A 23,757-nucleotide genomic window follows, 5' to 3' on the forward strand; every position below is an offset into this window, starting at 1 on the left:
AATTTAAATTATTTGAAGATAATATTATCGATATAATCAAAATTTCTTGTTAGTTAAAAATGAAGAAGAGTTATTTTCTTCAATATAAAATCCCATCAACATGAAACATGTTGATGGGATTATTTTATTATCCGAATTTTATTGATTTACTTCTTTCTCCGCCAGCATTTCTTTGTATTTTTTTCCTTCAATAAACTTCTTTTCTGCCCAGATTGTCCCCCCGGGAATAATTGCTGCTACAAAAAATATCCAGAAAATGGTCATACTCCAATTGTATTTTTCTTTTAACAGATATAAAAGAATAACATACAAAACAAATAATCCTCCATGTATACGCCCGGCATGAGTTACCCAAGTAGGATCATCCCAAATGTATTTCATAGGCATTGCTACAAAAAATAAAATAACCGCAGAAAGCGCTTCTAAATAACCAATAACTTTAAAAAATTTCAACATTCCGTGTAAATTTGAAGCCAAAAATAATTTTTAATTTTCATATGAACACTAATAGATATCAGTAAAACAAATACTTAACATCTATTTTATACGTTATTATAACCAATCATGCGATTTGTAGTTTACATATTTCTGTTTTTCATCCAAACGGTTTTACTTTTCGGACAAGAAAAGTCGTATCTTTTTTTTCGTTACAACAATGATAGTAAATCGTATACAAAAGATTTTGAAAGTAAAAATCTTCAACTGTCTTTAGATTCTTTACAACAGACAGGTTATTATACCTTGACAATAGATTCAATAAAAAACGAAAATGTTTATTTGAATAAAGGAAGGTTATACCATACTATTTGGATAAAAAATAATGACCTTTTCGAAAATAAAAACGATTATTTTCCAACCAACAATTTAGATTCTATTTTAACTAAAATCTCTAATGAATATACCAATCTAGGGTATCCTTTTACTCAGATAAAACTTGTACAAAAAGGATTCGAACAAAATGAACAAAAAATAGAGTTACTTTTAAACAAAGGAAACCTTCGAACTGTTGATGGCGTAAAACTCGTTGGTTACGAAAAATTATCAAAAGGTTATTTACGACATGGTCTGAACATCAAAAAAGGAGAAATCTACAATGAACAAAAATTAGCCACCATCTCTTCCTTGATGCAACAAACCAATTATATAACAGAAGTCCAACAACCGAAAACTTTGTTCAAACCAGATTCTACCATTTTGTATTTGTACCCCCGGAAAGTAAATTCTAATTATTTTGATGGTGTTTTAGGTTTTGGGACAGATGATAATGGCGATTTTAAACTGAACGGAAACGTACAGCTTTCGTTGAATAATGTATTTAATGGTTTGGAAGAAATTCGGTTAAATTGGATTGGAACTGCCAACAAAAATACTTCCTTGAATGTAGGAGTTAAACTCCCTTATTTATTCAAATCTGCAATCGGTTCAGAAACTAATTTTAAATTATTCAAACAAGATTCTGTTTTTGTCAATCTTGATTTTTCGGAACGATTATTTTATCAATTGAATCTCAATTCAAGTATTGGTATAAGTGGAATAATACAATCTTCTAACTTCCTATTGGAAGATGATTCGTATCTAAAGTCTAGTTATGATGATTATTCTAAAATAGGTGTTGGTTTGAGTTATCATTATTTTTTGAAACATCCTTTCCGTTTGATGGAAGGTAAATCGATGTTGAATGTTTTGGTTAATTCGATTCGAAAAAAAGAGAAAAATTTTTCGTGGACAGAAGATCTCGAAAATAAAACAGTGAATCAAGTTGAAATTGGTTTAAAAACTTTCCGCTTATTTGAAATAACTCAAAAACATTACCTTAAAGCTGGTGCAGAATTTAAAGGTTTATTGACAAAAGATGATAATTTCTCCGAAAACGAATTGTATCGTATCGGAGGATTTGGAAGTTTTAGAGGGTTTAATGAAGAAAGTATAACAGCAAATATGTACGGCTTTGCAACTCTAGATTACCGCTTTGTTCCAAGCGAAGCCTTTTATATTGGATTATTTGCAGATTACGGTTTTATTGATAACAAACGAGCTAATATGAATACATCGCTGTTAAGTTTTGGAACAGGAATTTCATTTTTAACCAAAATGGGAATTTTCAATTTGAGTTATGCGGTTGGTAAAACAGACAATTCTTCCTTTGATTTTAAAGAATCTAAAATTCATTTTGGAATTTTGAGTCAATTTTGATTTTATTTCATTTAAAAAAAACTTTAATTTTTTATAGGTTTATTGTTAACATTTTCGTGAAATTAGCTACTTATAAAAAACTCACACAAAATAATTTTAAAATGCGTAAAATTTTTTATCCAATTTTTGCTTCAGCATTATTGCTTGGAAGCGTTCAATTGGTCTCTGCACAAGACAACTTAGTTAATTCGTTAAACAAAAATGTCAGTGAAAATAGTAAAGAAGCTTTCAAATTTACTGACGTGATTAATTTGGCAAAAACAGGTGTAGAAAACCAAGGTTCATCAGGTACTTGCTGGTCTTATTCAGGAAATTCTTTCTTCGAATCAGAAATGTTAAGAATGGGAAAACAACCTATTCAATTGTCTCCAATTTTCAATGCGAGAAATACATATGTTGAAAAAGGTAAACAATATGTTCGTATGCATGGCGCAACAACTTTAGGTGACGGAGGTGGTTTTTTTGATGTTTTAAATACCATCAAAAAATACGGGGCTGTTCCTGTTGAAGCTTATACAGGTCTAAATTATGGAACTAAAATTAACCAATTTGGTGAAATGGCTGCAATTCAAGAAGGAGTTTTGAAAGCTGTAGTTTCTAATCCAAATGGAAAATTAACACCTAACTGGGAGAAAGCTTATACAGCTGTTTTAGATAGCTATTTAGGAGAATATCCAAAAGAGTTCACGTACAACGGAAAAAAATATACACCCCGTACATTTGCTGATCAAGTGGTAGGAATTAATCCAAACGATTATGTTGCGATTACATCTTTCAAAGATCACAGCTACTACAAACCATTTGTATTAGCAATCCCTGATAACTGGGCATATGAATCATTTTATAATGTTCCGATGACTGAAATGACAGACAATATTGATTATGCTTTGAAAAATGGCTATACTATCGCATGGGCAACAGATGTTTCTGAAAAAGGATTTAGTTGGAAAAATGGTGTTGCTTATGTTCCTGAAGTAGATTTTGCAGATATGACTGCGACACAAAAAGCTGAGATGTTTAAAGGTCCAAAACCTGAAAAAGTAATTACCGAGGATATGCGCCAAGCGGCTTTCGATGATTATCAAACAACGGATGATCATGGTATGCACATTGTTGGTTTAGCAAAAGATCAAAACGGAAAAGAATATTATATCGTTAAAAACTCTTGGGGATTAACAAACGATTACGAAGGATATTTATATGTCACAAAAGCATTTGTTCAATACAAAACAACAAATATTTTAGTACACAAAAATGGTCTTCAAAAACAAACATTGAAAAAATTAGGAATTTAATATCCATTTTCTACACTAAAAAAGCTCCTATTTGGGAGCTTTTTTAGGTTTCTTTTTTTCTTCTATAGGTTTCTCTAAAAGTTCAAGAGGTTCTTCATTTTGCTTGAAACCAATTTTAGTAATTGGTATTTCTTTGGTATTCAAATAAAACTCTAAATCAGCATTCAATTCAATAATGCGATGAGGAAAATCTTGACCAACATTCTGTTTGGCTTCATTTACAAAAATTGCACAATGTCTCAAATATTCTGATGTCAGTTTCGATTTTGCTTCTTGAAATGCCGAAAACAATACTTTTTCCGTCATAACAGTATGTTTTGTTTCATCTTTTCTGTAAAGTGCATACAAACGTTTTTTTAATGATTGTGTAAAATCAATCAACATTGTATTTGAAAAAAGTCTCATTTCAGCTGCATAAGGTGTCCAAAAATCTTTGTTTAATGCATTCTGATTCTTGAGAATAGTTAATAACGGAGAATCGGAAGCCAAATTAGAAGTTAAGTGATGAAGAAGCAATTGTTTTCGTTCATCTAAACTTGGAGGAAAAATTGGAATATGCATATCAAAGCGTCCCGGTGCAACGATTTCGTCATTCAGATTGGCGAGTGATTCAACTGAACCTACAATCAAAAGTTCTTTCTTATCATTTTTCTGAATATGTCGCAAAACAGAGTAAAATAATTCTACCATATCAGGATAAATTGTATTTTCTGATGTCGCATTCAACAACTCTTCAAATGAATCTATAAACAATAATGTTTTGGGTTGATTCATTTTTTTGGATAGAAAATCTGAAAATTTGTTTTTTGTAGAATCAAAATTGCCCAATAAATAATCGTTGAAAACGTGGACAAATTCATAACCAATCATATCCGCTATTTTCCTTGCCCAATAAATTTTCCCGCTCCCAGGAGGACCATATAAAACAATTCCGGCAGGTTTAGAAATACCCCATCTTTCTACTTGATCTTTACTAATGAAAGGATCGAGCATATCTGTCATATAAAAATATAAATCGGTATAGCCTACTAAACTTCTGCCTGAAAAGTCTTCACATTGCGGAAAAGCTTTTTCTATAAATGGGTATTTTCCTCCGATGTACGAATGAATCAAATAACTTGACACTCCGGTTTTCATTTCTTTGGCTACATCTGCAGGAATACCATTCACAACAAAAAAATGAAGTACTTCGTCTTTTTTTGCTCCAATGGTTTTTGCTATTTCTTCTACTGTTTTTTCTTTTGAATAATCTTCAGCATATTTCTTTAAAAAGTCTTTATTTTCCTCAGAAAATGCAACAAATTCTTTTGTTACATTAAAATTTTCGTCAATACAAAAACTTAAATCGATATTAAAATCATTGATAAAATTTTGTAAGCTTCCTAAAGATATTTCAAGTTGATCCGATAAATCTTTTAATTTCATTTTGTTGGCTTCTTCTAATTTCTATTAAAAATAAAAATTTATTCACGAATAAGACCAATTATAAAGTCTAAACTTCTGTTAAACAACAAACGACTTCTTATGAAGTCGTTTGTTGTTTTTAATATACTTGTATCTTTTATAATTTTGAAGAATTCAGATACTCTTCCATTTCGTCTTCTTTTGCTTCTTCCGCTTCATCTTTTAATACACGACGCGCAACTTTTCCTACAGTTAAACCTTGTATCACAATTGAAAACAACACCACAATATACGTGATTTCTAAAAGCAAATCTTTCCATTCAGAATTGGGCATGGAAAGCACTAAAGCAATCGAAACACCACCTCTAATTCCTCCCCAAACTAATACAATCAATGAGCCTTTAGAAAAGGTATTTTTTCGTAAAATTGTTCTTGCCGGGATTATAATGGACAATGTTCGGGATAATAACACAATAAAAATAGTTGCAATTCCCAATAAAATTTGATCCATCAAATCTTCGATCAACAACAATTCAAAACCTATAAAAAGAAATAGAATTGCATTCATTATTTCATCAATTAATTCCCAAAACTTCGCAAGATAATCACGTGTTGTACTACTCATGGCAACTTTTTTACCATAATTTCCGATAATTAAACCTGCAATAACCATTGCCAGCGGACTCGATATATGAAGTTCTTTTGCGATTAAAAAACCTCCCATTACAATGGACAAAGTAATCAAAGCCGAAACTTTGTAATCGTCAATTTTTTTCATCGAATTAGAAGCTGTAAATCCTAATAAAAGTCCTAATAGAATTCCGCCTCCGGCTTCCATTAAAAATAATTTAGATACACTTGCAAAATCAGCATCAAAATTTGGATTTGTCGCAATCTGCAAAACAACTGCAAACATAACTACCGCTACCCCATCATTAAACAAAGATTCTCCTGTAATTTTGGTCTCAATTACCTTCGGAACTTTGGCTTGCTTTAAAATTCCCAATACAACAATGGGATCGGTTGGGGAAATTAATGTTCCAAACAATAAACAGTAGATATACGGAATTTGTATCCCAAAATATGGCGCGATGTAATACAAAATTCCGGAAACAATAAAGGCTGAAAGTACGACAGAAATTGTTGCGTACGTCGCAATTGTCCACCTTAAATTTTTAAGGTCTAAAATATTAACATGCATCGCTCCTGCAAAAAGTAAAAAGTTCAGCATAGCTCCCATCAATATTTCATTAAAATCAAGGTTGCTAAAAAGTTGAAAAAGATCTTTTGTTGCATCCGGGAAATAACTGTCTCCTAATAAACGAATGGCGACAGAGACTAACATGGCGATAATCATAATTCCAATTGTTCCGGGTAATTTCAAGAATCGAAGATTTGCATATGAAAATAATGCTGCAAGAACAATTAGAACAGAAAAAGAATAATATAGTTCCATTGGTATTGATTAAATTTTGGAAAAAGATACAAAAAAAGAGCCACTGTAAAGTGGCCCCTTTTATACTAATTTGATTTATTTATCTAATTAATTTTTTGGAGCTTGCCCAATTAAATCCATAAACTGATCTAATTTAGGTAAGATAATAATTTGTGTACGACGGTTTTGAGATTTTCCTTCCGCTGTTGCATTAGTCGTAATTGGGTTAAATTCTCCACGACCACCAGCAGTTAAACGTTTACCATCAACACCATATTGGTTTTGTAATGCTTGTACAACAGAAGATGCACGTAAAGCAGATAAATCCCAGTTATTACGGATGTTTGGTTTAGAAATTGGCACATTATCAGTGTTTCCTTCAATCAACACATCGTAATCTCTATAATCGTTGATAATTTTAGCAATTTTACTCAAAGTTTCTCCTGCAGCCGGTGAAATTTCATAGCTACCAGATTTGTATAGCATATTGTCAGCTAATGAAATGTAAACCACTCCTTTCAATACTTTAACATCAACATCTTTCGCTTCACTGCTCGATAAAGAACGCGTTAAGTTATTTGTTAAGACCATATTCAAACTATCTGATTTGCTTTTCGCATCAATCAAATGTTTGATGTATTTGTTAGATTCGTTGATTTCTTTTACTAACTCAGAAACATTTTTAGAACCTCCATCAATACACTTCTTAAGAGCAGCTTGTAAATCTCTTACTTGCTGTCTTTCACTTTGAACTGTGTTTTCAAATTGACCTTGGTTACTTTCATAGTTAGCTAATTTGGCCTTCGCTACAGCTAATTCTGTTTGACATCCTTGGTTCTCAGAATAAGCAGAATTGAATTTATTTTGTAATTCATCATACTTCTTCTGACTCACACAACTAAATAAAGTTGAAGCAGCGATTACCGCTACTGGCAAAATTGAAACTTTCATAATTATTTTTTTATTTCAGTTATACGAATATATGTTATTATTTTTTATTGGAACTAATATTCCTCAAAAACCATGCTGTAAAAATATAAAACTCCTACAATCATAAGGTTGTAGGAGTTTTAACGGTATAATTTTATTTCTATTGTATTAATCCTGAGGAATATACAAAACCTGACCCGGATAAATTTTATCTTCGTGTTTTAACATTGGTTTATTTGCTTCGAAGATTTTTGGGTATTGCATAGCGTCTCCGTATACTTCTTTTGCAATTTTAGACAAAGAATCTCCACTTTTTACTGTATACATTGTCTTAGAAATATCCGGAATTTCAATTTTTAAAGGCGTCTTTAATGTCAATTGATCTTCCACTCCTTCTACTCCGTCAATATTTCCTGCTGTAGCCAATATTTTTTGTTTCTCGTTGATATCCAACGCTTGCCCGGCTACCACAATTTTATCTCCATCAGCAGAAAAACTTACTCCTGATAAATCAAATCCTTGTTTCGCAACCTGATCTTTTACTTTTGTTGCTTTTTCTTCTGGAGTTTCAGCTCCTCCGAAGACTTTTTCTCCGGCATTTTTAATAAATGAAAATAATCCCATAGTGAGTTGATTTTAATAATAATTTATTTGTTGATATTTAGTAAATATATAATTTCTCTAACAATTATCGTGCAATTGATGAATATTTCTTTTTTAAATTTTCGCTCATCGAACGCTGTTGTTGTATTTGACTTGTTAATTGATTAATTTTCGAATCAAGCCCTTTATCATTTTCTTCCGCTGTCTGAATTTTTCCATTCAAGGTGACAACCTGATCTTCTATTGTTCTTAACGCATTTTCGGTTTTTATCTTTTTCTTCATCAACCCGTCTATCGCTTTTTCATCAGATTCTCTTTCCAATTGGTTCACAATCAATTCTAACTTATCTCCTAAAACTTGTTTTTTATTTTCTAATTTTAGTAACGTATTGTTATTTTTTAAATACGATTTAATTGAATTTCCTTTTTTCAATTGTACATCAGCATTTTCTTTCGCCAAGCGAATCATATTTTCATTGGCTAATTTCAATTCATTTCGAACACAGCTTTGTTTCGTTTTGATAGCCAAGTCTTGTAAAAAAGTATAAATCTTATCGAACTCCGGCGAATTACTATTAAACCCCATTCCGTTCTGATCTGTCAACGTATTAATTACCGTTGTTTTTCCGTTTTCTTCATCAACCAAACTAATCACAGATTTATAAACATCTTGCGAATTTTTGAACTTGATGTTATTCGCTTCATGTTTTTTCAGAAACCCCGAAGACCCTTCTTTATTCGACACCCAGTTTTCCCACGATTTAACAATCAAACTTTGGGAACAGTTTTCAGTAGAAAAGGCAAACGATTTCAATTCCTGGCCGTTCATTTCATATTCAACTTCAAACAATCCTTCATCAGATTGTGCGTTCACATAAGACGATGTTATGAAAGCTGTCATGGCTAAAAGTACTATTTTCATCAAGTTTATATTTTAAAATTCAATACACAATAATTTATCCAATTTACAAAATATCAGAGTTTATGAAAAGTTGTTGTACAGATTTTTTATTATGGCTAATTTTAACCAGAAATTAATCAATCCGCATGCAAACAAAAATTTTATTAATCTATACAGGAGGAACAATTGGAATGGCGAAAGATTATGGCGACCAATCCTTGAAACCTTTTAATTTTGATAATTTATTAAAACAAATTCCCGAATTGGGTCTGTTAGATTGTTCTTTTGATTACCATAGCTTCGATACACCAATTGATTCATCTGATATGAAGCCTAAATATTGGATAAACATTGCCGATACAATTCAGCAAAACTACGAAAACTATGACGGTTTTGTTGTTCTTCACGGAACTGATACCATGGCGTATACAGCTTCTGCATTGAGTTTTATGATTGACAATTTAGAAAAACCCGTCATATTCACAGGTTCTCAATTACCAATTGGTGACCTACGTACAGATGCAAAAGAAAATTTAATTACTTCTATCCAATTGGCTTCTTTAAGAAAGAAGGATAAACCAATTATCAAAGAAGTTTGTGTGTATTTTGAATATAAATTATTTCGAGCAAACAGAACAACGAAGATTAATGCTGAAAATTTTGATGCGTTCGAATCACCGAATTATCCGGTAATTGGAGTTTCGGGTGTTCATTTAGAGGTAAAAGAAGATTTATTACTGAAAAATACCGTAACTGAAAAATTAGCTATTAACAAAAAGCTTAATGCTGATGTTGGCGTACTAAAAATTTTCCCGGGAATGAATCGGTCTTTTATTGAAAGTGTTCTAAAAGCTCCCAATATGAAGGCTTTTATTATTGAAGCTTTTGGAACTGGTAATATTTTTACCGATGATTGGTTTATTGAATTATTGGAAGAAGTTACAAACAAAGGAATCCATCTTATTATCAACACACAATGCGCGGGAGGAATGGTAGAACTCGGTCGCTATGCAACGAGTGATGCTTTATTAAAAATGGGTGCTATTTCCAGTTTTGATTTAACAATGGAAGCTGCCATTACAAAAGCGATTTATTTATTGGGGCAAAATCTTTCAAAAGATGAATTTAAAGCTCAGTATGAAGCAAATTTAAAAGGAGAGCTTCGTCATCACTTTTACAATGATTAAATCAAAATAAATTTCAAACAAAAAATCTCTACTTAGTAGAGATTTTTTGTTGTTCTAATACACTTAACACCTATTTTTTTCCTGACATAGAAGATCCGTCAGATTCTTTTAATCTGAAAAAGATATAAGTAGATAAAATAGTCATCATTCCCATTGTCAAAAATGAATAACGAAAAGCTTGCACTTCTACTCCTTTTGTAAAAGTTTCCATTTGTCTAAAAATCCCTAAAATCAATGCAGCCACAGAGATTCCGAATGTTAACGACAATTGCTGAGTAACAGCTAACAAACTATTCCCTTCACTGGATGTATTCTCCTCCAAATCTGCCAATGATAATGTATTCATCGCTGTGAACTGAATGGAACTAAAAAAGCCGTTTAATATCATTAATGGAATAATATAATAAATGGGAGACTTTGATTCTAAAAAATAGAACAGACAAATTATCAATCCTAAAATAATCGTGTTTCCAATTAAGGTATTTCGATAGCCAAATTTATTCACAATCGGAACAACAAATGATTTTGCAATAATATTACTCGCAGCAGAAGGAATCATAATTAAACCGGCAACTGTAGCAGTGTAACCGTAACCAACCTGCAATAGCAAAGGAATAAGAAAAGGCATTCCTCCTATTCCTAACCGTGTAATCAGGTTTCCTACAATTCCGATTCTTAATGTTCTTATTTTAAATAAATTCAAATCGATTAAAGGATGCTGTTTATGTTTTGCATGGTAAATGTACAAACCTATCAAAAAAGCAGAAACGATTGACAGGGCTAAAACGGTTTGTATTCCAATTACACGAGAAGATATTAATTCCATCACCAATGTCAATACTGTTATTCCTCCACTAAAAAGAATCAACCCTCTGCTATCAAATTTAAAGACAGGATGTTTATAATCCGGTAGAGCAAAAGTGGTCATCCATAACGCTATTATTCCAAAAGGAATATTTACAATAAAAATCCAATGCCACGACAACGTTTCGACTAAAATTCCACCAATCGTAGGCCCTAAAAGCGGTCCTATTAATCCAGGGATTGTAATAAAATTAATTACTTTTAGCAATTCACGTTTTGGATAAGCGTACAGAATGGCCAATCGAACCACCGGAACCATCATCGAGCCTCCAATGGCCTGAACTATCCTCGAAATGACAAGAAAAGGTAAGGTTGTCGCAAAAGCACAAAGTGTCGATCCAAGTGTAAAAATTATAATCGCTGACTGAAATACTTTTTTTGTTCCGTACTTATCCGAAAGCCAGCCACTCAAAGGAATTAACAACGCAATTGTCAGGGTATAAGCCACAATAATTGATTGTATTTCCAAAGGCGACTTTCCCAATTCTTTTGCGATTGTAGGTAAAGAGGTATTTAAAATCGTCGCGTCCAAAGCTTGCATAAAAATTGCCATCGCACCCAGCCATGGCAGATATTTCAACATTTTCGGACTTAAATTATTTAGTGAATTCATTCGCTGTCTCCCTGCAAATTTTATTCCTATTTTAGCTTTTCGTGAATTGTTTGAAAAAGAGTAAATTTGAATCATGTTTCTCAATACACATACACATCATTTAACACTAAAATCGGATGTTTTGGAACTGTACAACCAGTTTCCAAAAGCGTTAAATCATGAGGCAAAATTATTTTCAATCGGGATTCATCCTGCCTACATCAAGACCTCTTCTATACAAGAAGAAATTGAGATCATTTTGCAGTCTCTCACACATCAAAATTGTTTAGCAATTGGTGAAATTGGTTTAGATAAATTATGCGAAACGAATTTTGCGTTACAAATCAGTGTTTTTGAGCAACAACTAAAAATTGCCGAACAGTATCGGTTTCCTGTTATTATACATTCGGTTCGGGCTTATCAGGAAATTTTACAAATTCGAAAAAAATTAAAGCTTTCTGTTCCGTTTATTTTTCACGGGTTCAATAAAAATGAGCAATTACTCAATCAAATTATTGCACAAAATTGTTTTGCATCTTTTGGAAAAAATCTTCTTTCTAACAAAAACTTACAAATTATATTTGCAAATCTTTCGGCAGATCAATTCTTTTTGGAGAATGATGCAAGTGAAATTTCTATTCAGGAAATTTATGCATTTGCTGCTGATTTACGAAAGATATCAATTGAAGAATTACAACTTCAACAAGCCGAAAACTGGAACACCATTTTCGGTTACGAAATTCAATTAAAATAAAATACATTTCAATGGCAGTTTGGCAAGAAAGAGCTGAGTTATTATTTAAACAAGAAGGTTTAGAAAACCTAAAAAATTCGAACGTTTTAATTGTTGGTTTAGGAGGCGTTGGCTCTTTTGCAGCAGAATTTATTGCACGTGCTGGTGTAGGAAAAATGACAATTGTAGATGGAGATACGGTAGATATTACAAATATTAACCGGCAATTACCTGCTTTACATTCAACTGTTGGACAACATAAAGTGGATGTCGTGGGAGATCGTCTGATGGACATTAATCCGGAATTGCAATTAACGCGAATCAACGAATTTTTGAGTCCGGAACGTACACACGAAATCGTAACAACCGATTTTGATTATGTGTTAGATTGTATCGATTCTGTTACGCCAAAAATTAATTTAATTTTGGCTGCGAAACGCAAAAAAGTAAAAGTCATCAGTAATATGGGGGCCGGCGGAAAATACCAAGCGAGTAAAGTTCAGGTTCGTGATATTAGCAAAACGGATGTTTGTCCTTTGGCTAAAAATGTTCGTAAAAGATTAAAAAAAGAAGGAATTAATAAAGGTGTAAAAGCCGTTTTCTCGACAGAAGTTCCTGATGAATCATCTGTAAAATTAACTGATGGAAAAAATTATAAAAAGTCATTTTACGGAACTAATTCATGGATGCCAGGTTTATTTGGATTACACGCTGCAGAAACAGTTATCCGTTACTTATTAAAAAATGATAAATAATTAAGTTCTTTCTTAAAGATTTAATTAATTTAGTTGCATATTAACAAAGAGACAAAAAAATGAAAATCAATTACGATTATATCACATACGAAGATGTTTTGAGAGCACGTCAATTTATGTACGAGCAAGCGTTGGAACAGAATGCGACTAATTCGTTGTTGAACACTGCCAGAGATTTATTTGGGAATCAAAATTTCGAGATGTGTATCAAAATTTGTGAAGGTTTATTGGATGCGAAAGATCCAAAACAATTGTATGATGCAAAGAAATTAATTGCCTTATCTTACTATAGTTTACAAGATTTTGAAAATGCGGATAAAGCTTTTTTTGCTATCGCTGAAAACTCGGATAATTCGGACGATTGGTTTAATGTTGTGATTTCTGCTGCATTAAATAAAAATATCGAACGCAGCCAAGAATCATTTGGAATTGCATTAGAAAAATACACCAAATTTGGTCATCAACGCAATATGCCATCTGTACAACTGATGTTGCATTACATGATTACATTGGAAACAGTAAAAGAATATGCCTTGGCATTGGAACAGTGTAAAATGTTATTGCAAGTGTATGCGAAATTGAAAAAAACAGACGAAAAATTCTTACGTTCTCGTGGGTTAGAACAAATCGAGGTCTTTTTGGAAACGGCACAGCCTGTTTTGAAAAAAGCGAAAAAGAAAGAATTAACTGAAATCAAAAAAGAATTAGTTGAAGCCTTAGACGCAAACGGCGTAGAAAAAGTTGAAGCTTTTTTTGCTGAATTTTAAGAAAACTATCTTTATTCAATAATTTAATCCACTTCAAAAGAAGTGGATTTTTTGTTTTTAGTTATTATTGTAAATTAGTTGAAACATGAATTGAATGAAATATATTTTTACGTTATTATTTTTGAATTCTATTTTTACTTTTGGTTGTAGCTGTATGCGCTCTTCAATAAACAATTCTTTTGATGACGCTGATGCTATATTTATTGGAAAAGTAATTGAAATAGATAAAACAAAATATGATTTCTCTTCCAACCCGGTTTATGTCTATACATTCGAAATAACAAAAGATTTCAAACGAAAATACCAAGGAAATAAATCTGAAAAATTTTATACTACTATCTATACTCCATTATCTTCTATGGTTGGAGGCTGTGGAAGTTCATTTAGTTTAAATGAAACATATTTAATATATGGTTATCATTCAAATATTGGTACTTTAACAAGTCTATGTACAAGAACTTTAGATTTAGAATCCGTCGAAAAAAATGAGTTAGATTCCCTAGAAATAAAAAGTAATTTATTTTTTAAAAAGAAAAAAGATATTGTTGATGTCGAAATCTATGGAGCGTATTCTGATCATAATAATGAATTATTAAACGAATACGAAAATGAAATTTTGAAACTAAAATCAATGAATAAAATTTATATTATTCTAATTAGTATTGTTTCTACTTTATTATTCATCAGTTTATTCTTCAATTTTAGGAGCAAATGAAAATCAAAATAATTTCAAATTTTTCAAAACTCAATTATTCAAAATAAATAATCTTTTTATAGCTTTATAACTATTTAATTAACACATGAGTCACGGAAAATTAAGAGAAGATCACAATTGTCAGAATTGCGGTCATTACGTAGAAGAACATTATTGTACACATTGCGGTCAGGAAAATGTAGAAACACGACAGCCTTTTCACTTTTTATTCACTCACTTTATAGAAGATTTCGTTCATTATGATGGTAGTTTCTGGCAAACCATAAAAAAGCTGTTTTTAAAACCCGGAGAACTGACTAAAGAATACCTGAGTGGAAAAAGAAACAGTTCTGTAAATCCGGTTAAAATGTACATTTTTGTCAGTTTTGTAACATTCTTTCTGATCTCTATTTTTCCCTCAAAAAATCATGATAGCAAACCAAAAATAGCAACTACAGCCACATTTGAAAAAGAAAAAGCTGTAAACGCAATTTTAGATACTTTAAAAAATAAAGGTTTGACAAGCGAAGAACAGGATGCAAAAATAAAAACTGAATTTAATAAAAATAAAACCATCAGTTCTTTGGATGAACTGAATGATGAAACTCTTGTCACTGTAGAAAATGAAGTCGGTAAAGAAGCTCCTGTCCTGAAACCTATCGTTACAAAATACAGAGAGTTAAAAGACAATAATATTTCGAATGCACAATTAAATGAAGCCATTGTAGAAAAAACATTGCATATCATTCCTAAAGTTCTTTTTGTGTATATGCCATTATTTGCCTTTTTACTATGGCTTTTTTACAATAAAAAAACATGGTGGTATTTTGATCACGGCATATTTACACTTCACTATTTTACTGTGATACTGTTGTCCATTCTAGTTATTTTCTTATTAAAGTCGCTCGCAAACTTTATAGATGTTAATGCCATCTCATCTGTTATTATACTGATTAATATATTGATTGTACTCTATATTATTGTCTATTTTTTCATTGCATTATATAAATTATATCACCAAGGTTTAATCAAAAGTGCCGTAAAAGGAATTCTATTAATTAGCATAAACACCTTTATATTTTTCTTTATTGTCATAGCCATTTTAATTTATTCGTATATGCATATTTAAAAATAAAAAGCCTCGCAAATGCGAGGCTTTCTAATTTCTAGATTCTAACTTCTATTTATTACGGTATTCGTTCCAAGTTTTAATTTTTAAATCATCCATTGATAATGTTGTAAATGCATTGATGAAAGCCGAAGCTAAACGCGCATTTGTTACCAATGGAATATTGAAATCTACTGCTGTACGACGTATCTGGTAATCATTATCTAATTCCGCTTTTGTTAAGTTTTTCGGAATGTTGATTACCATATCAATTTTCTTGTCGTGTAAGTAAGACATTACATTTGGTTCTTTTTTATCAGAAGGCCAGTAAACTAAAGTCGAATACACGTCGTTTTCTGTAAAGAATTTATGTGTTCCTTCAGTAGCATAAATTTTATATCCTTTTGCGATTAATTGTTTTGCCGGTCCTAATAAAGCAACTTTCGATTCAATTGGTCCACCAGAAATTAAAACTGTTCGCTCAGGAATTTCATATCCAACAGATAACATCGATTTTAATAATGCTTCTTCTGCTGTATCTCCGATACATCCTACCTCTCCTGTAGAAGACATGTCTACAGATAGCACCGGATCTGCTCCTGCTAAACGTGTAAATGAAAATTGAGAAGCTTTCACTCCTACATAATCCAAATCGTACACAACTTCTGAATGTCCTTTTTCAACTTCTAGTCCTAATAAAACTTTTGTTGCTTTTTCAATTAAGTTATTTCCAGCCACTTTCGATACAAATGGGAACGAACGTGACGCGCGGATATTAGTTTCGATAACACGAACTGTATTATTTTTAGATAAGAACTGAATGTTCATTGGCCCTGAAATTTCGAAACGTTTTGCAATCTTCGCTGCAACTTTTCGCATTTGGCGAATTGTTTCAATATACACTTTTTGAGGTGGATAATACATGGTTGCATCTCCTGAGTGTACACCGGCAAATTCTACGTGTTCGGAAATAGCATAATCTACAATTTCTCCGTTTTGACATACTGCATCCAATTCAATTTCTTTTGCACCTTGTACGAATTCAGAAACGACAACCGGATAATCTGGCGAAACCTCTTTTGCTAATTTTAAGAATGCATCTAATTCTTCCGTATTCGAAACCACGTTCATTGCAGCTCCAGATAAGACATAAGAAGGACGAATTAAAACCGGAAAATTAACTTCTTCCACAAATTTATGAATCGCTTCTAAAGAAGAAAGCTCTTTCCAACGCGGTTGATCAATCCCCAATTCATCTAAAATTTCAGAGAATTTGTGACGGTTTTCTGCATCATCAATACGCAAAGGAGAAGTTCCTAGTATATTGATTGATTGATCATACAATCTCATGGCTAAATTGTTTGGAATTTGCCCTCCAGTTGAAATAATGGTACCTTCCGGTTGTTCAAATTCTAAAATATCCATTACTCGTTCGAACGATAATTCTTCAAAATATAAACGGTCTGATTCATCATAATCCGTTGAAACAGTTTCCGGATTATAATTGATGATAATTGTTTTATAGCCATTCTTAGCCGCTGTTTGCGCTGCATTTACAGAACACCAGTCGAATTCCACAGACGACCCAATACGATAAACACCTGATCCTAAGATACAAACTGACTTTTCAGTTTCTTGAACTAGATCATTTTCAGTCCCATGATATGTTGTATATAAATAATTGGTTTGTGCCGGGAATTCTGCTGCTAACGTATCAATTTGTTTAACAACGGGTTTTATTCCGAAGTTTTTGCGCAACTCACGAACTGTTAATTCATTTCTGTGTACGTTTTGATTTCCTTTTACTAAAACTGCAATTTGCTGATCCGAAAACCCTAGTAACTTTGCACGTTTTACTAAATCTGCTTCAACTTGTTCAAATCGTTCTAATGCTTCAAATTCTTTCGAAACATTAAATATTCTTTCTAAACGTTGTAAGAACCATAAATCAATTTTCGTTAAATCATGGATTTTTTCAATTGAATATCCTGCTTTGAAAGCTTCTGTAATAGCATATAAACGCTCATCGTTTGGCTCTGCTAGCCAAGTATCTAACGATTCTCCTTCTGGAATTGTGAATCCGTTAGCGACGAAACCTCTGTGCCCGATATCCAACATACGAATTCCTTTCTGAATCGCTTCTTCAAAAGAACGTCCTATGGCCATCACTTCTCCTACAGATTTCATTGCTGAACCAATGTTACGACGAACTCCGTAGAATTTGTTTAAATCCCAACGAGGCAGTTTCACTACACAATAATCTAATGCCGGTTCGAACATTGCAGATGTTGTTTGCGTCACACTATTTTTCAATTCATCTAAAGAATATCCCAAAGCTAATTTCGCAGCAACAAAAGCTAATGGATAACCAGTTGCTTTAGAAGCTAAAGCAGAAGAACGTGATAAACGAGCGTTTACTTCGATTACACGGTATTCTTCCGAAACTGTATCGAAAGCATATTGGATGTTACATTCTCCAACTACACCAAGATGACGAATTGTGCGAATTGCAACTTCACGTAATTTATGGTATTCCGAATTTGATAAGGTTTGAGATGGAGCAATTACGATAGATTCTCCTGTATGAACACCGATTGGATCAAAATTTTCCATGTTACAAACTGTAATACAGTTATCGTAAGCATCGCGTACCACTTCGTACTCAATTTCTTTCCATCCTTTTAATGACTCTTCCACTAAAACTTGAGAAGAATAATTGAATGCTTTTTCAACTAATTCTAATAACTCTTCTTCATTATTTGCGAAACCAGAACCTAAACCTCCTAATGCGTAAGCTGCACGAATAATTAATGGAAAACCAATTCTTTTACCCGCTTCCATTGCATCTGCAACAGTTTCTACCGCTTCAGAACGAGCCGTTAAAACACCGATTTGATCCAATTTTTCAATGAAAATATCACGATCTTCAGTCGATTCGATAACTGGAATTTGAGTACCTAATACCTCAACTCCATATTTTTCGAAGATTTTTTCTTTGTTTAATTCAACCGCACAGTTTAAAGCGGTTTGTCCTCCAAAGGCGACTAACACACCATCCGGTTTTTCTTTTTGGATAACTTTTTCTACAAAGTAAGGCGTCACAGGTAAAAAATAGACCTCATCTGCAATCCCTTCAGAAGTTTGAACAGTTGCAATATTCGGGTTAATTAAAACTGTTTTGATTCCTTCTTCTTTTAACGCTTTTAACGCTTGTGAACCGGAATAATCAAACTCCCCTGCCTGTCCAATTTTTAATGCTCCTGATCCTAATACTAATACTTTTTTAATATCTTTTTTTAACATCGTGATTCTAATTATGCGTTAGCGTTTTTATATTTTTTTACTTCTTCGATGAATTCATCAAATAAATATTCTGTATCAACTGGCCCTCCCATCGCTTCCGGGTGGAATTGAACGGTAAAGAATGGTTTTGATTCGTGACGAATTCCCTCACACGTTCCATCATTTAAGTTCGTAAAGAATGTTGTAAATCCTTCCGGTAATTTCGAATCATCTACTGCATAACCATGATTTTGAGAGGTGATAAAACATCTTTTTGTTCCAACCAATTGTACGGGCTGATTGTGTGAACGGTGTCCGTATTTTAATTTGAATGTCGATGCACCAGCAGCTAAACTTACCAATTGGTTTCCTAGACAGATTCCGAAAATTGGTTTATCCACTTTCAAAGATTCTTTGATATGATTAATGGTAGGAACACATAAAGCCGGGTCTCCAGGACCATTTGAAATGAATAAACCATCATACTCTAATGTTGAATAATCGTAATCCCATGGCACACGAATCACTTCTACATCACGGTTTACAAAACAACGAATGATGTTATTCTTCACTCCACAATCAATCAAAACAATTTTGATATCAGCTCCTTCATTGTAACGAATAACCTCTTTACATGAAACCTCATCAACTAAATTATCTTGATTTGGATCATAATATTCAATATCCTGATCAGCCACAATTTTTCCTAAAGTAGAACCTTGCTCACGTAATTTTTTTGTAATCATACGTGTATCTATTCCATAAATACCAGGAATGTTTTGGCTTTCTAACCAAGCTCCTAATTTTTGGATAGCATTCCAGTGGGAATAATCATCAGCATAATAAGAAACAACTAATCCGGTTACCTGAATCTGATTAGATTCCATCCACGCTTCAATTTCATTGATCATTGCTTTATCATCAGGAACACCATAATTTCCGATCATAGGAGCCGTCATCACCATAATCTGCCCTTTGTAAGAAGGGTCAGTCAAACTCTCATTGTATCCAACTAAAGCTGTGTTGAATACTACTTCTCCTGCAGCAGAAGTATATGCACCGAAAGATTTTCCTTCGATTTCTAATCCGTCTTGGAATACTAATTTTACTGTCTTATCCATTGATGATAATGTTTATTTCAGTTTCTAAAGCTGATATGAATTTGTCTACGTATTGTTTTGTAACAGTTAAAGGTGGTAACAAACGAATAACATTTGTTCCTGCATAACCTACAAAAATGTTGTGTTTTGTTAATAAGTTATTTTTCAATTCTCCGATTGGAAAGTCAAACTCAATTCCAATCATAGAACCTCGTCCACGAACTTCTTTAATTTTTGGGAATTTGTTTAATTGGATTCCTACATATTCACCTATTTCCTTCGCGTTTTCGATTAAATTCTCTTTTTCAATCACATCTAAAACGGCTACTGCAGCTGCACAAGCCAAATGATTTCCTCCGAAAGTTGTTCCTAATAATCCGTAAGAAGCTTTAAACTCTGGAGAAATTAATACTCCACCGATTGGGAACCCATTTCCCATTCCTTTTGCCATCGTAATCAAATCTGCTTTGATACCGGAATGTTGATGCGCAAAGAATTTTCCAGAGCGTCCGTAACCACATTGAATTTCATCTGCAATTAAAACGACTCCGTTTTCTGTACATACTTTTCTCAATTCTTGTACAAATTCGTCTGATGGTAAAACGATTCCTCCAACACCTGCAATAGGTTCATAAATCACAGCTGCTACATCGCCTCCTGCAATCACTTCTTTCACTTCATCTATATTATAATCTACGAAAGATACTTTATGATGCGCATTGAAAGGCGCTATAATTTTTGGATTGTCAGTGAGTGCAACTGTTCCGGAAGTACGCCCGTGAAACGCTCCGTGAAATGCAATAACACGGTCTTTACCGGTATGAAATGACGCTAATTTTACAGCATTTTCATTTGCTTCTGCTCCAGAATTAATCAAGAATAAAGTATAGTCATCATAACTAGATACTTTTCCTAATTTTTCTGCCAACTCTTGCTGAATTGGTATATTTACTGAGTTTGAATAAAACCCAATACTATTGATTTGTTCTGTTAATTTCTCAACATAATATGGATGTGAGTGACCAATTGAAATCACAGCATGACCTCCATAAAGGTCCAAATATTCTTTCCCGTTTTCATCCCAAAGGATACAATCTTTGGCTTTTACCGGAGTTACATTCATTAATGGATATACGTCGAATAGTTTCATTTTGTTTTAAGTTTTACGTTTAACGGTTTATGCTAAACGATTGTTAATTGTTTTAATAAAAGCTAATAGCATCGCTTTTATCTTTTCAACTTTATCTTCTAGTTCTTTAAATGTTTCTTCGGTAATCAATTTTAAATCATTTGATAAAATCAATAAATAAAGCGTTTCATTCGTCGAACCTAAAGCAATATGAAGGAATCGTAAAAAATCTTTATCTGAATTTCTTCCACACCCTTCAGCTATATTATTCGGTATAGAAACACAAGCTCTTCTTAATTGAGATGTTAGATTAAACATTTCAGATTTAGGAAATTCAGAAGTTATTTCATAAACTTTCAAAGTAAATTGATGAGATTCGTTCCACACTTTTATATTCCTAAAGTCTTGCATATCGTTTACTGTTAAGCTTTAAGCCTAAACCTTAGAAGGCTACTGTTTTAAGATTAAGACCAAGATTTTCTTCCCAACCAAACATCAAGTTCATATTTTCTACCGCTTGCCCGGAAGCTCCTTTTGTCAGATTATCGATAATAGAAGTAATCAACAACACATCATCTTGTTTCTGCACATGTAAAAAACATTTGTTCGTATTGACAACTTGTTTCAGGGCAATTGGCTCATCTAATACAAATGTAAAAGGTTCATTTTTGTAATATTCTTTAAAAATATTCTTAGCTTCTTCTTCTGTTAAATCTGTTTTTAAATAAACACCTGCCAAGATTCCGCGCGCAAAATCTCCTCTCATTGGCAAGAAATACACTTTGTTATTGAAATCCTTTTCCAATTGATTCAGTGTTTGGTAGATTTCTCCTTCGTGTTGATGCGTAAACTCTTTATAGAAAGAAACGTTATTGTTTCGCCAACTAAAGTGCGTAGAAGCTGATAAACTTTGTCCGGCACCTGTAGAACCTGTTACAGCATTGATATGAAGATCATTTTTAATTTTATTCGTTGCTGCTAATGGTAAAACTGCCAATTGAATAGCTGTTGCAAAACAGCCCGGATTTGCAATATTTTTCGCTTTTTTAATTCCCTCACGGTCTAATTCCGGTAAACCGTAAACAAATGTTCTATCTTCGAAAATGTGGTTCGCATTTAATCGAAAATCATTACTCAAATCAATAATTTTTGTGTTGACTGAGTATTTATTGTTTTGTAAAAACTCTGCCGATTTTCCGTGACCAAGACATAAAAAAACGACATCAGCATTTTCGTCTATTTTATCCGAAAATACGATGTCAGTTTCTCCAAACAAATCGTCGTGTACTTTGGTAACGGGGTTTCCTGCATTGGACGTACTATACACAGATGAAATATTAACCATCGGATGATGAATCAATATTCTTAGCAGTTCACCTGCTGTGTATCCGGCACCTCCTACAATGCTTACATTAATTTTGTTTGTCATTTTTTGTTTTTTGCGCGTGTTAGGTATAATACCTCATTTATTAGTTTTGACGTTTCAATACTTCCATTTACTTTGAATAAAAATATCATCTGATACTTTATTCGCTTTAGATTTATTTTATTATTGAAATAAAGTGGATTCGTTGGAATCCACTTTAACCAAATCAATTAATCGAAACTATGAACAATCTTTAATTGATTCCCAAATATTTTGATGAAACCTCTTGCATCTCTACTGTCCCAAGCTTCATTCTCTTCTCCGTAAGTAGCAACCTTAGACTGCATCATATCATAAGGTGAATCTATTCCGATCATTGAAAAATAATAAGGATTCAATTGTACTTTTACCTTTCCGGTTACATGATTCTGAGAAGACTCTAAGAATGCCTCAATATCACGCATTACCGGATCCATATATTGTGCTTCGTGCAATAATGTTCCATACCAATTCGCTAACGAATCTTTGTGCAACAATTGCCATCTTGTTAGCGTATGTTTTTCTAATAAATGATGTGCTTTGATTAAGATATAAGCTGCAGGTGCCTCGAAACCTACACGTCCTTTGATCCCTAAAATTGTATCTCCTACATGAATATCACGTCCTATTGCATATTCACCTCCTATTTCATTTAATTTTTGAATTAAAGCAACGGGAGATAGCTTTTCACCATCTAAAGCAGTTGGAATTCCTTTTTCAAATTCAATTTCAATTACAGATGGTTCTGTTCGTGATAACTGTGTCGGATAAGCTTCTTCCGGCAACGCTTGGTTTGATGTTAATGTTTCTACTCCTCCAACAGATGTTCCCCAAATTCCTCTGTTAATAGAATATTTTGCTTTTTCCCAACTATAATTTACACCATTTGCCTGTAAATAATCAACCTCTTGTTGGCGCGATAATTTTTCATCACGAATTGGTGTGATAATTTTAGATTGTGGTGAGATAACGGCAAAGGCAACATCAAAACGAATTTGATCATTTCCTGCTCCTGTAGAACCATGTACAATGTATTCTGCCTCCACATCTTTTGCATATTGAGCAATTGCAATTGACTGAAACATACGTTCTGCACTTACTGATAGTGGGTACGTGTTATTTTTTAAGATATTTCCGTAGATTAAGTAGCGAACACAATCGTTGTAGTATTTGTCTGTGATATCAATTGTCACGTGTTTAGAAGATCCTAGTTCATAGGCACGTGTTTCAATATCTTTTAACTCTTCTTCTGAAAATCCACCAGTATTTACAATTACTGTATGTACCTCCATTCCTTGATCTTTTGTTAAGTTAACTAAACAGTACGATGTATCTAAACCTCCACTGTAAGCTAAAACTGCTTTGTTGCTCATTGTTTGT

The 23,757-nt window shown here is 32.8% G+C and carries 21 protein-coding genes; 8 read left to right on the forward strand and 13 right to left on the reverse strand.

The features are described 5' to 3' along the window. Nucleotides 1–138: 138 nt before the first annotated feature. On the reverse strand, nucleotides 139–456 hold the full coding sequence (locus H277_RS0115990; protein ID WP_019976630.1) for a DUF3817 domain-containing protein: 318 nt from the start codon (nucleotides 454–456) through the stop codon (nucleotides 139–141). Nucleotides 457–564: 108 nt separating this feature from the next. Here H277_RS0115990 and H277_RS0115995 point away from each other — a divergent pair, with 108 nt between their 5' ends. Both H277_RS0115995 and H277_RS0116000 read left to right on the forward strand, forming a co-directional pair. Continuing rightward, nucleotides 565–2,193, forward strand: a complete 1,629-nt coding sequence (locus H277_RS0115995) for a POTRA domain-containing protein (RefSeq protein WP_019976631.1) — start codon at nucleotides 565–567, stop codon at nucleotides 2,191–2,193. A 101-nt stretch (nucleotides 2,194–2,294) separates the two neighbouring features. Then, nucleotides 2,295–3,488: a C1 family peptidase gene (locus tag H277_RS0116000; RefSeq protein WP_026357666.1), complete on the forward strand. Its 1,194-nt coding sequence runs from the start codon at nucleotides 2,295–2,297 to the stop codon at nucleotides 3,486–3,488. Between the two features lie 27 nt (nucleotides 3,489–3,515). Here the strand turns inward: H277_RS0116000 and H277_RS19315 are convergent, their stop codons facing one another. The 5 genes from H277_RS19315 to H277_RS0116025 all read right to left on the reverse strand — a co-directional run bounded on the left by H277_RS19315 (nucleotide 3,516) and on the right by H277_RS0116025 (nucleotide 8,782). Beyond that, a complete protein-coding gene (locus H277_RS19315; protein WP_019976633.1) occupies nucleotides 3,516–4,913 on the reverse strand; it encodes an AAA family ATPase in 1,398 nt (465 codons plus the stop codon). A 136-nt stretch (nucleotides 4,914–5,049) separates the two neighbouring features. Continuing rightward, a complete protein-coding gene (locus H277_RS0116010) occupies nucleotides 5,050–6,348 on the reverse strand; it encodes a cation:proton antiporter (RefSeq protein ID WP_019976634.1) in 1,299 nt (432 codons plus the stop codon). A gap of 87 nt (nucleotides 6,349–6,435) precedes the next feature. Continuing rightward, nucleotides 6,436–7,278 (reverse strand): OmpA/MotB family protein, encoded by an 843-nt coding sequence (locus tag H277_RS0116015; RefSeq protein WP_019976635.1) that lies wholly within the window; start codon nucleotides 7,276–7,278, stop codon nucleotides 6,436–6,438. Between the two features lie 147 nt (nucleotides 7,279–7,425). Further along, on the reverse strand, nucleotides 7,426–7,881 hold the full coding sequence (gene lysM / locus H277_RS0116020) for a peptidoglycan-binding protein LysM (protein ID WP_019976636.1): 456 nt from the start codon (nucleotides 7,879–7,881) through the stop codon (nucleotides 7,426–7,428). A gap of 64 nt (nucleotides 7,882–7,945) precedes the next feature. Beyond that, nucleotides 7,946–8,782 carry a hypothetical protein gene (locus H277_RS0116025; RefSeq protein WP_146810478.1) on the reverse strand — a complete coding sequence of 279 codons (837 nt, stop codon included), beginning with the start codon at nucleotides 8,780–8,782 and terminating at the stop codon, nucleotides 7,946–7,948. A gap of 125 nt (nucleotides 8,783–8,907) precedes the next feature. On the opposite strand from H277_RS0116025, the gene H277_RS0116030 reads away from it, so the two are divergent. After that, a complete protein-coding gene (locus H277_RS0116030; RefSeq protein WP_019976638.1) occupies nucleotides 8,908–9,948 on the forward strand; it encodes an asparaginase in 1,041 nt (346 codons plus the stop codon). A 70-nt stretch (nucleotides 9,949–10,018) separates the two neighbouring features. Here H277_RS0116030 and H277_RS0116035 read toward each other — a convergent pair whose 3' ends face one another. Then, complete coding sequence (locus H277_RS0116035) at nucleotides 10,019–11,425, reverse strand: DHA2 family efflux MFS transporter permease subunit (protein WP_033422771.1); 1,407 nt, start codon at nucleotides 11,423–11,425, stop codon at nucleotides 10,019–10,021. Nucleotides 11,426–11,498: 73 nt separating this feature from the next. Between H277_RS0116035 and H277_RS0116040 the strand changes: the two genes are divergently transcribed. The 5 genes from H277_RS0116040 (at nucleotide 11,499) to H277_RS0116060 (ending at nucleotide 15,482) form a co-directional block, all read left to right on the forward strand. Further along, nucleotides 11,499–12,158: a TatD family hydrolase gene (locus H277_RS0116040; protein WP_019976640.1), complete on the forward strand. Its 660-nt coding sequence runs from the start codon at nucleotides 11,499–11,501 to the stop codon at nucleotides 12,156–12,158. 11 nt (nucleotides 12,159–12,169) lie between these two features. Further along, nucleotides 12,170–12,892 carry a tRNA threonylcarbamoyladenosine dehydratase gene (locus H277_RS0116045; RefSeq protein WP_019976641.1) on the forward strand — a complete coding sequence of 241 codons (723 nt, stop codon included), beginning with the start codon at nucleotides 12,170–12,172 and terminating at the stop codon, nucleotides 12,890–12,892. A 59-nt stretch (nucleotides 12,893–12,951) separates the two neighbouring features. Beyond that, nucleotides 12,952–13,659, forward strand: coding sequence for a hypothetical protein (locus H277_RS0116050; protein ID WP_019976642.1), 708 nt, complete (start codon nucleotides 12,952–12,954; stop codon nucleotides 13,657–13,659). Nucleotides 13,660–13,753: 94 nt separating this feature from the next. Beyond that, complete coding sequence (locus H277_RS0116055; protein WP_081623245.1) at nucleotides 13,754–14,374, forward strand: hypothetical protein; 621 nt, start codon at nucleotides 13,754–13,756, stop codon at nucleotides 14,372–14,374. Between the two features lie 85 nt (nucleotides 14,375–14,459). Further along, nucleotides 14,460–15,482 (forward strand): DUF3667 domain-containing protein, encoded by a 1,023-nt coding sequence (locus H277_RS0116060; protein ID WP_019976644.1) that lies wholly within the window; start codon nucleotides 14,460–14,462, stop codon nucleotides 15,480–15,482. Nucleotides 15,483–15,533: 51 nt separating this feature from the next. Here H277_RS0116060 and carB read toward each other — a convergent pair whose 3' ends face one another. From carB to argG, 6 genes are all read right to left on the reverse strand, one after another. After that, nucleotides 15,534–18,764 (reverse strand): carbamoyl-phosphate synthase (glutamine-hydrolyzing) large subunit, encoded by a 3,231-nt coding sequence (carB, locus tag H277_RS0116065; RefSeq protein ID WP_019976645.1) that lies wholly within the window; start codon nucleotides 18,762–18,764, stop codon nucleotides 15,534–15,536. A gap of 11 nt (nucleotides 18,765–18,775) precedes the next feature. Beyond that, nucleotides 18,776–19,864 carry a glutamine-hydrolyzing carbamoyl-phosphate synthase small subunit gene (gene carA, locus H277_RS0116070; RefSeq protein WP_019976646.1) on the reverse strand — a complete coding sequence of 363 codons (1,089 nt, stop codon included), beginning with the start codon at nucleotides 19,862–19,864 and terminating at the stop codon, nucleotides 18,776–18,778. Further along, nucleotides 19,857–20,993, reverse strand: coding sequence for an aspartate aminotransferase family protein (locus tag H277_RS0116075; RefSeq protein ID WP_026357670.1), 1,137 nt, complete (start codon nucleotides 20,991–20,993; stop codon nucleotides 19,857–19,859). The genes carA and H277_RS0116075 overlap by 8 nt, the downstream gene beginning before the upstream one ends. A 27-nt stretch (nucleotides 20,994–21,020) precedes the next feature. Beyond that, nucleotides 21,021–21,383, reverse strand: a complete 363-nt coding sequence (locus H277_RS0116080) for a four helix bundle protein (RefSeq protein ID WP_019976648.1) — start codon at nucleotides 21,381–21,383, stop codon at nucleotides 21,021–21,023. A 31-nt stretch (nucleotides 21,384–21,414) separates the two neighbouring features. Further along, nucleotides 21,415–22,401, reverse strand: coding sequence for an N-acetyl-gamma-glutamyl-phosphate reductase (gene argC / locus H277_RS0116085; protein ID WP_019976649.1), 987 nt, complete (start codon nucleotides 22,399–22,401; stop codon nucleotides 21,415–21,417). 167 nt (nucleotides 22,402–22,568) lie between these two features. After that, on the reverse strand, nucleotides 22,569–23,750 hold the full coding sequence (gene argG / locus H277_RS0116095; protein ID WP_019976651.1) for an argininosuccinate synthase: 1,182 nt from the start codon (nucleotides 23,748–23,750) through the stop codon (nucleotides 22,569–22,571). Nucleotides 23,751–23,757: the final 7 nt, after the last annotated feature.

This window comes from Empedobacter brevis NBRC 14943 = ATCC 43319 (assembly GCF_000382425.1).
GTDB lineage: Bacteria > Bacteroidota > Bacteroidia > Flavobacteriales > Weeksellaceae > Empedobacter > Empedobacter brevis.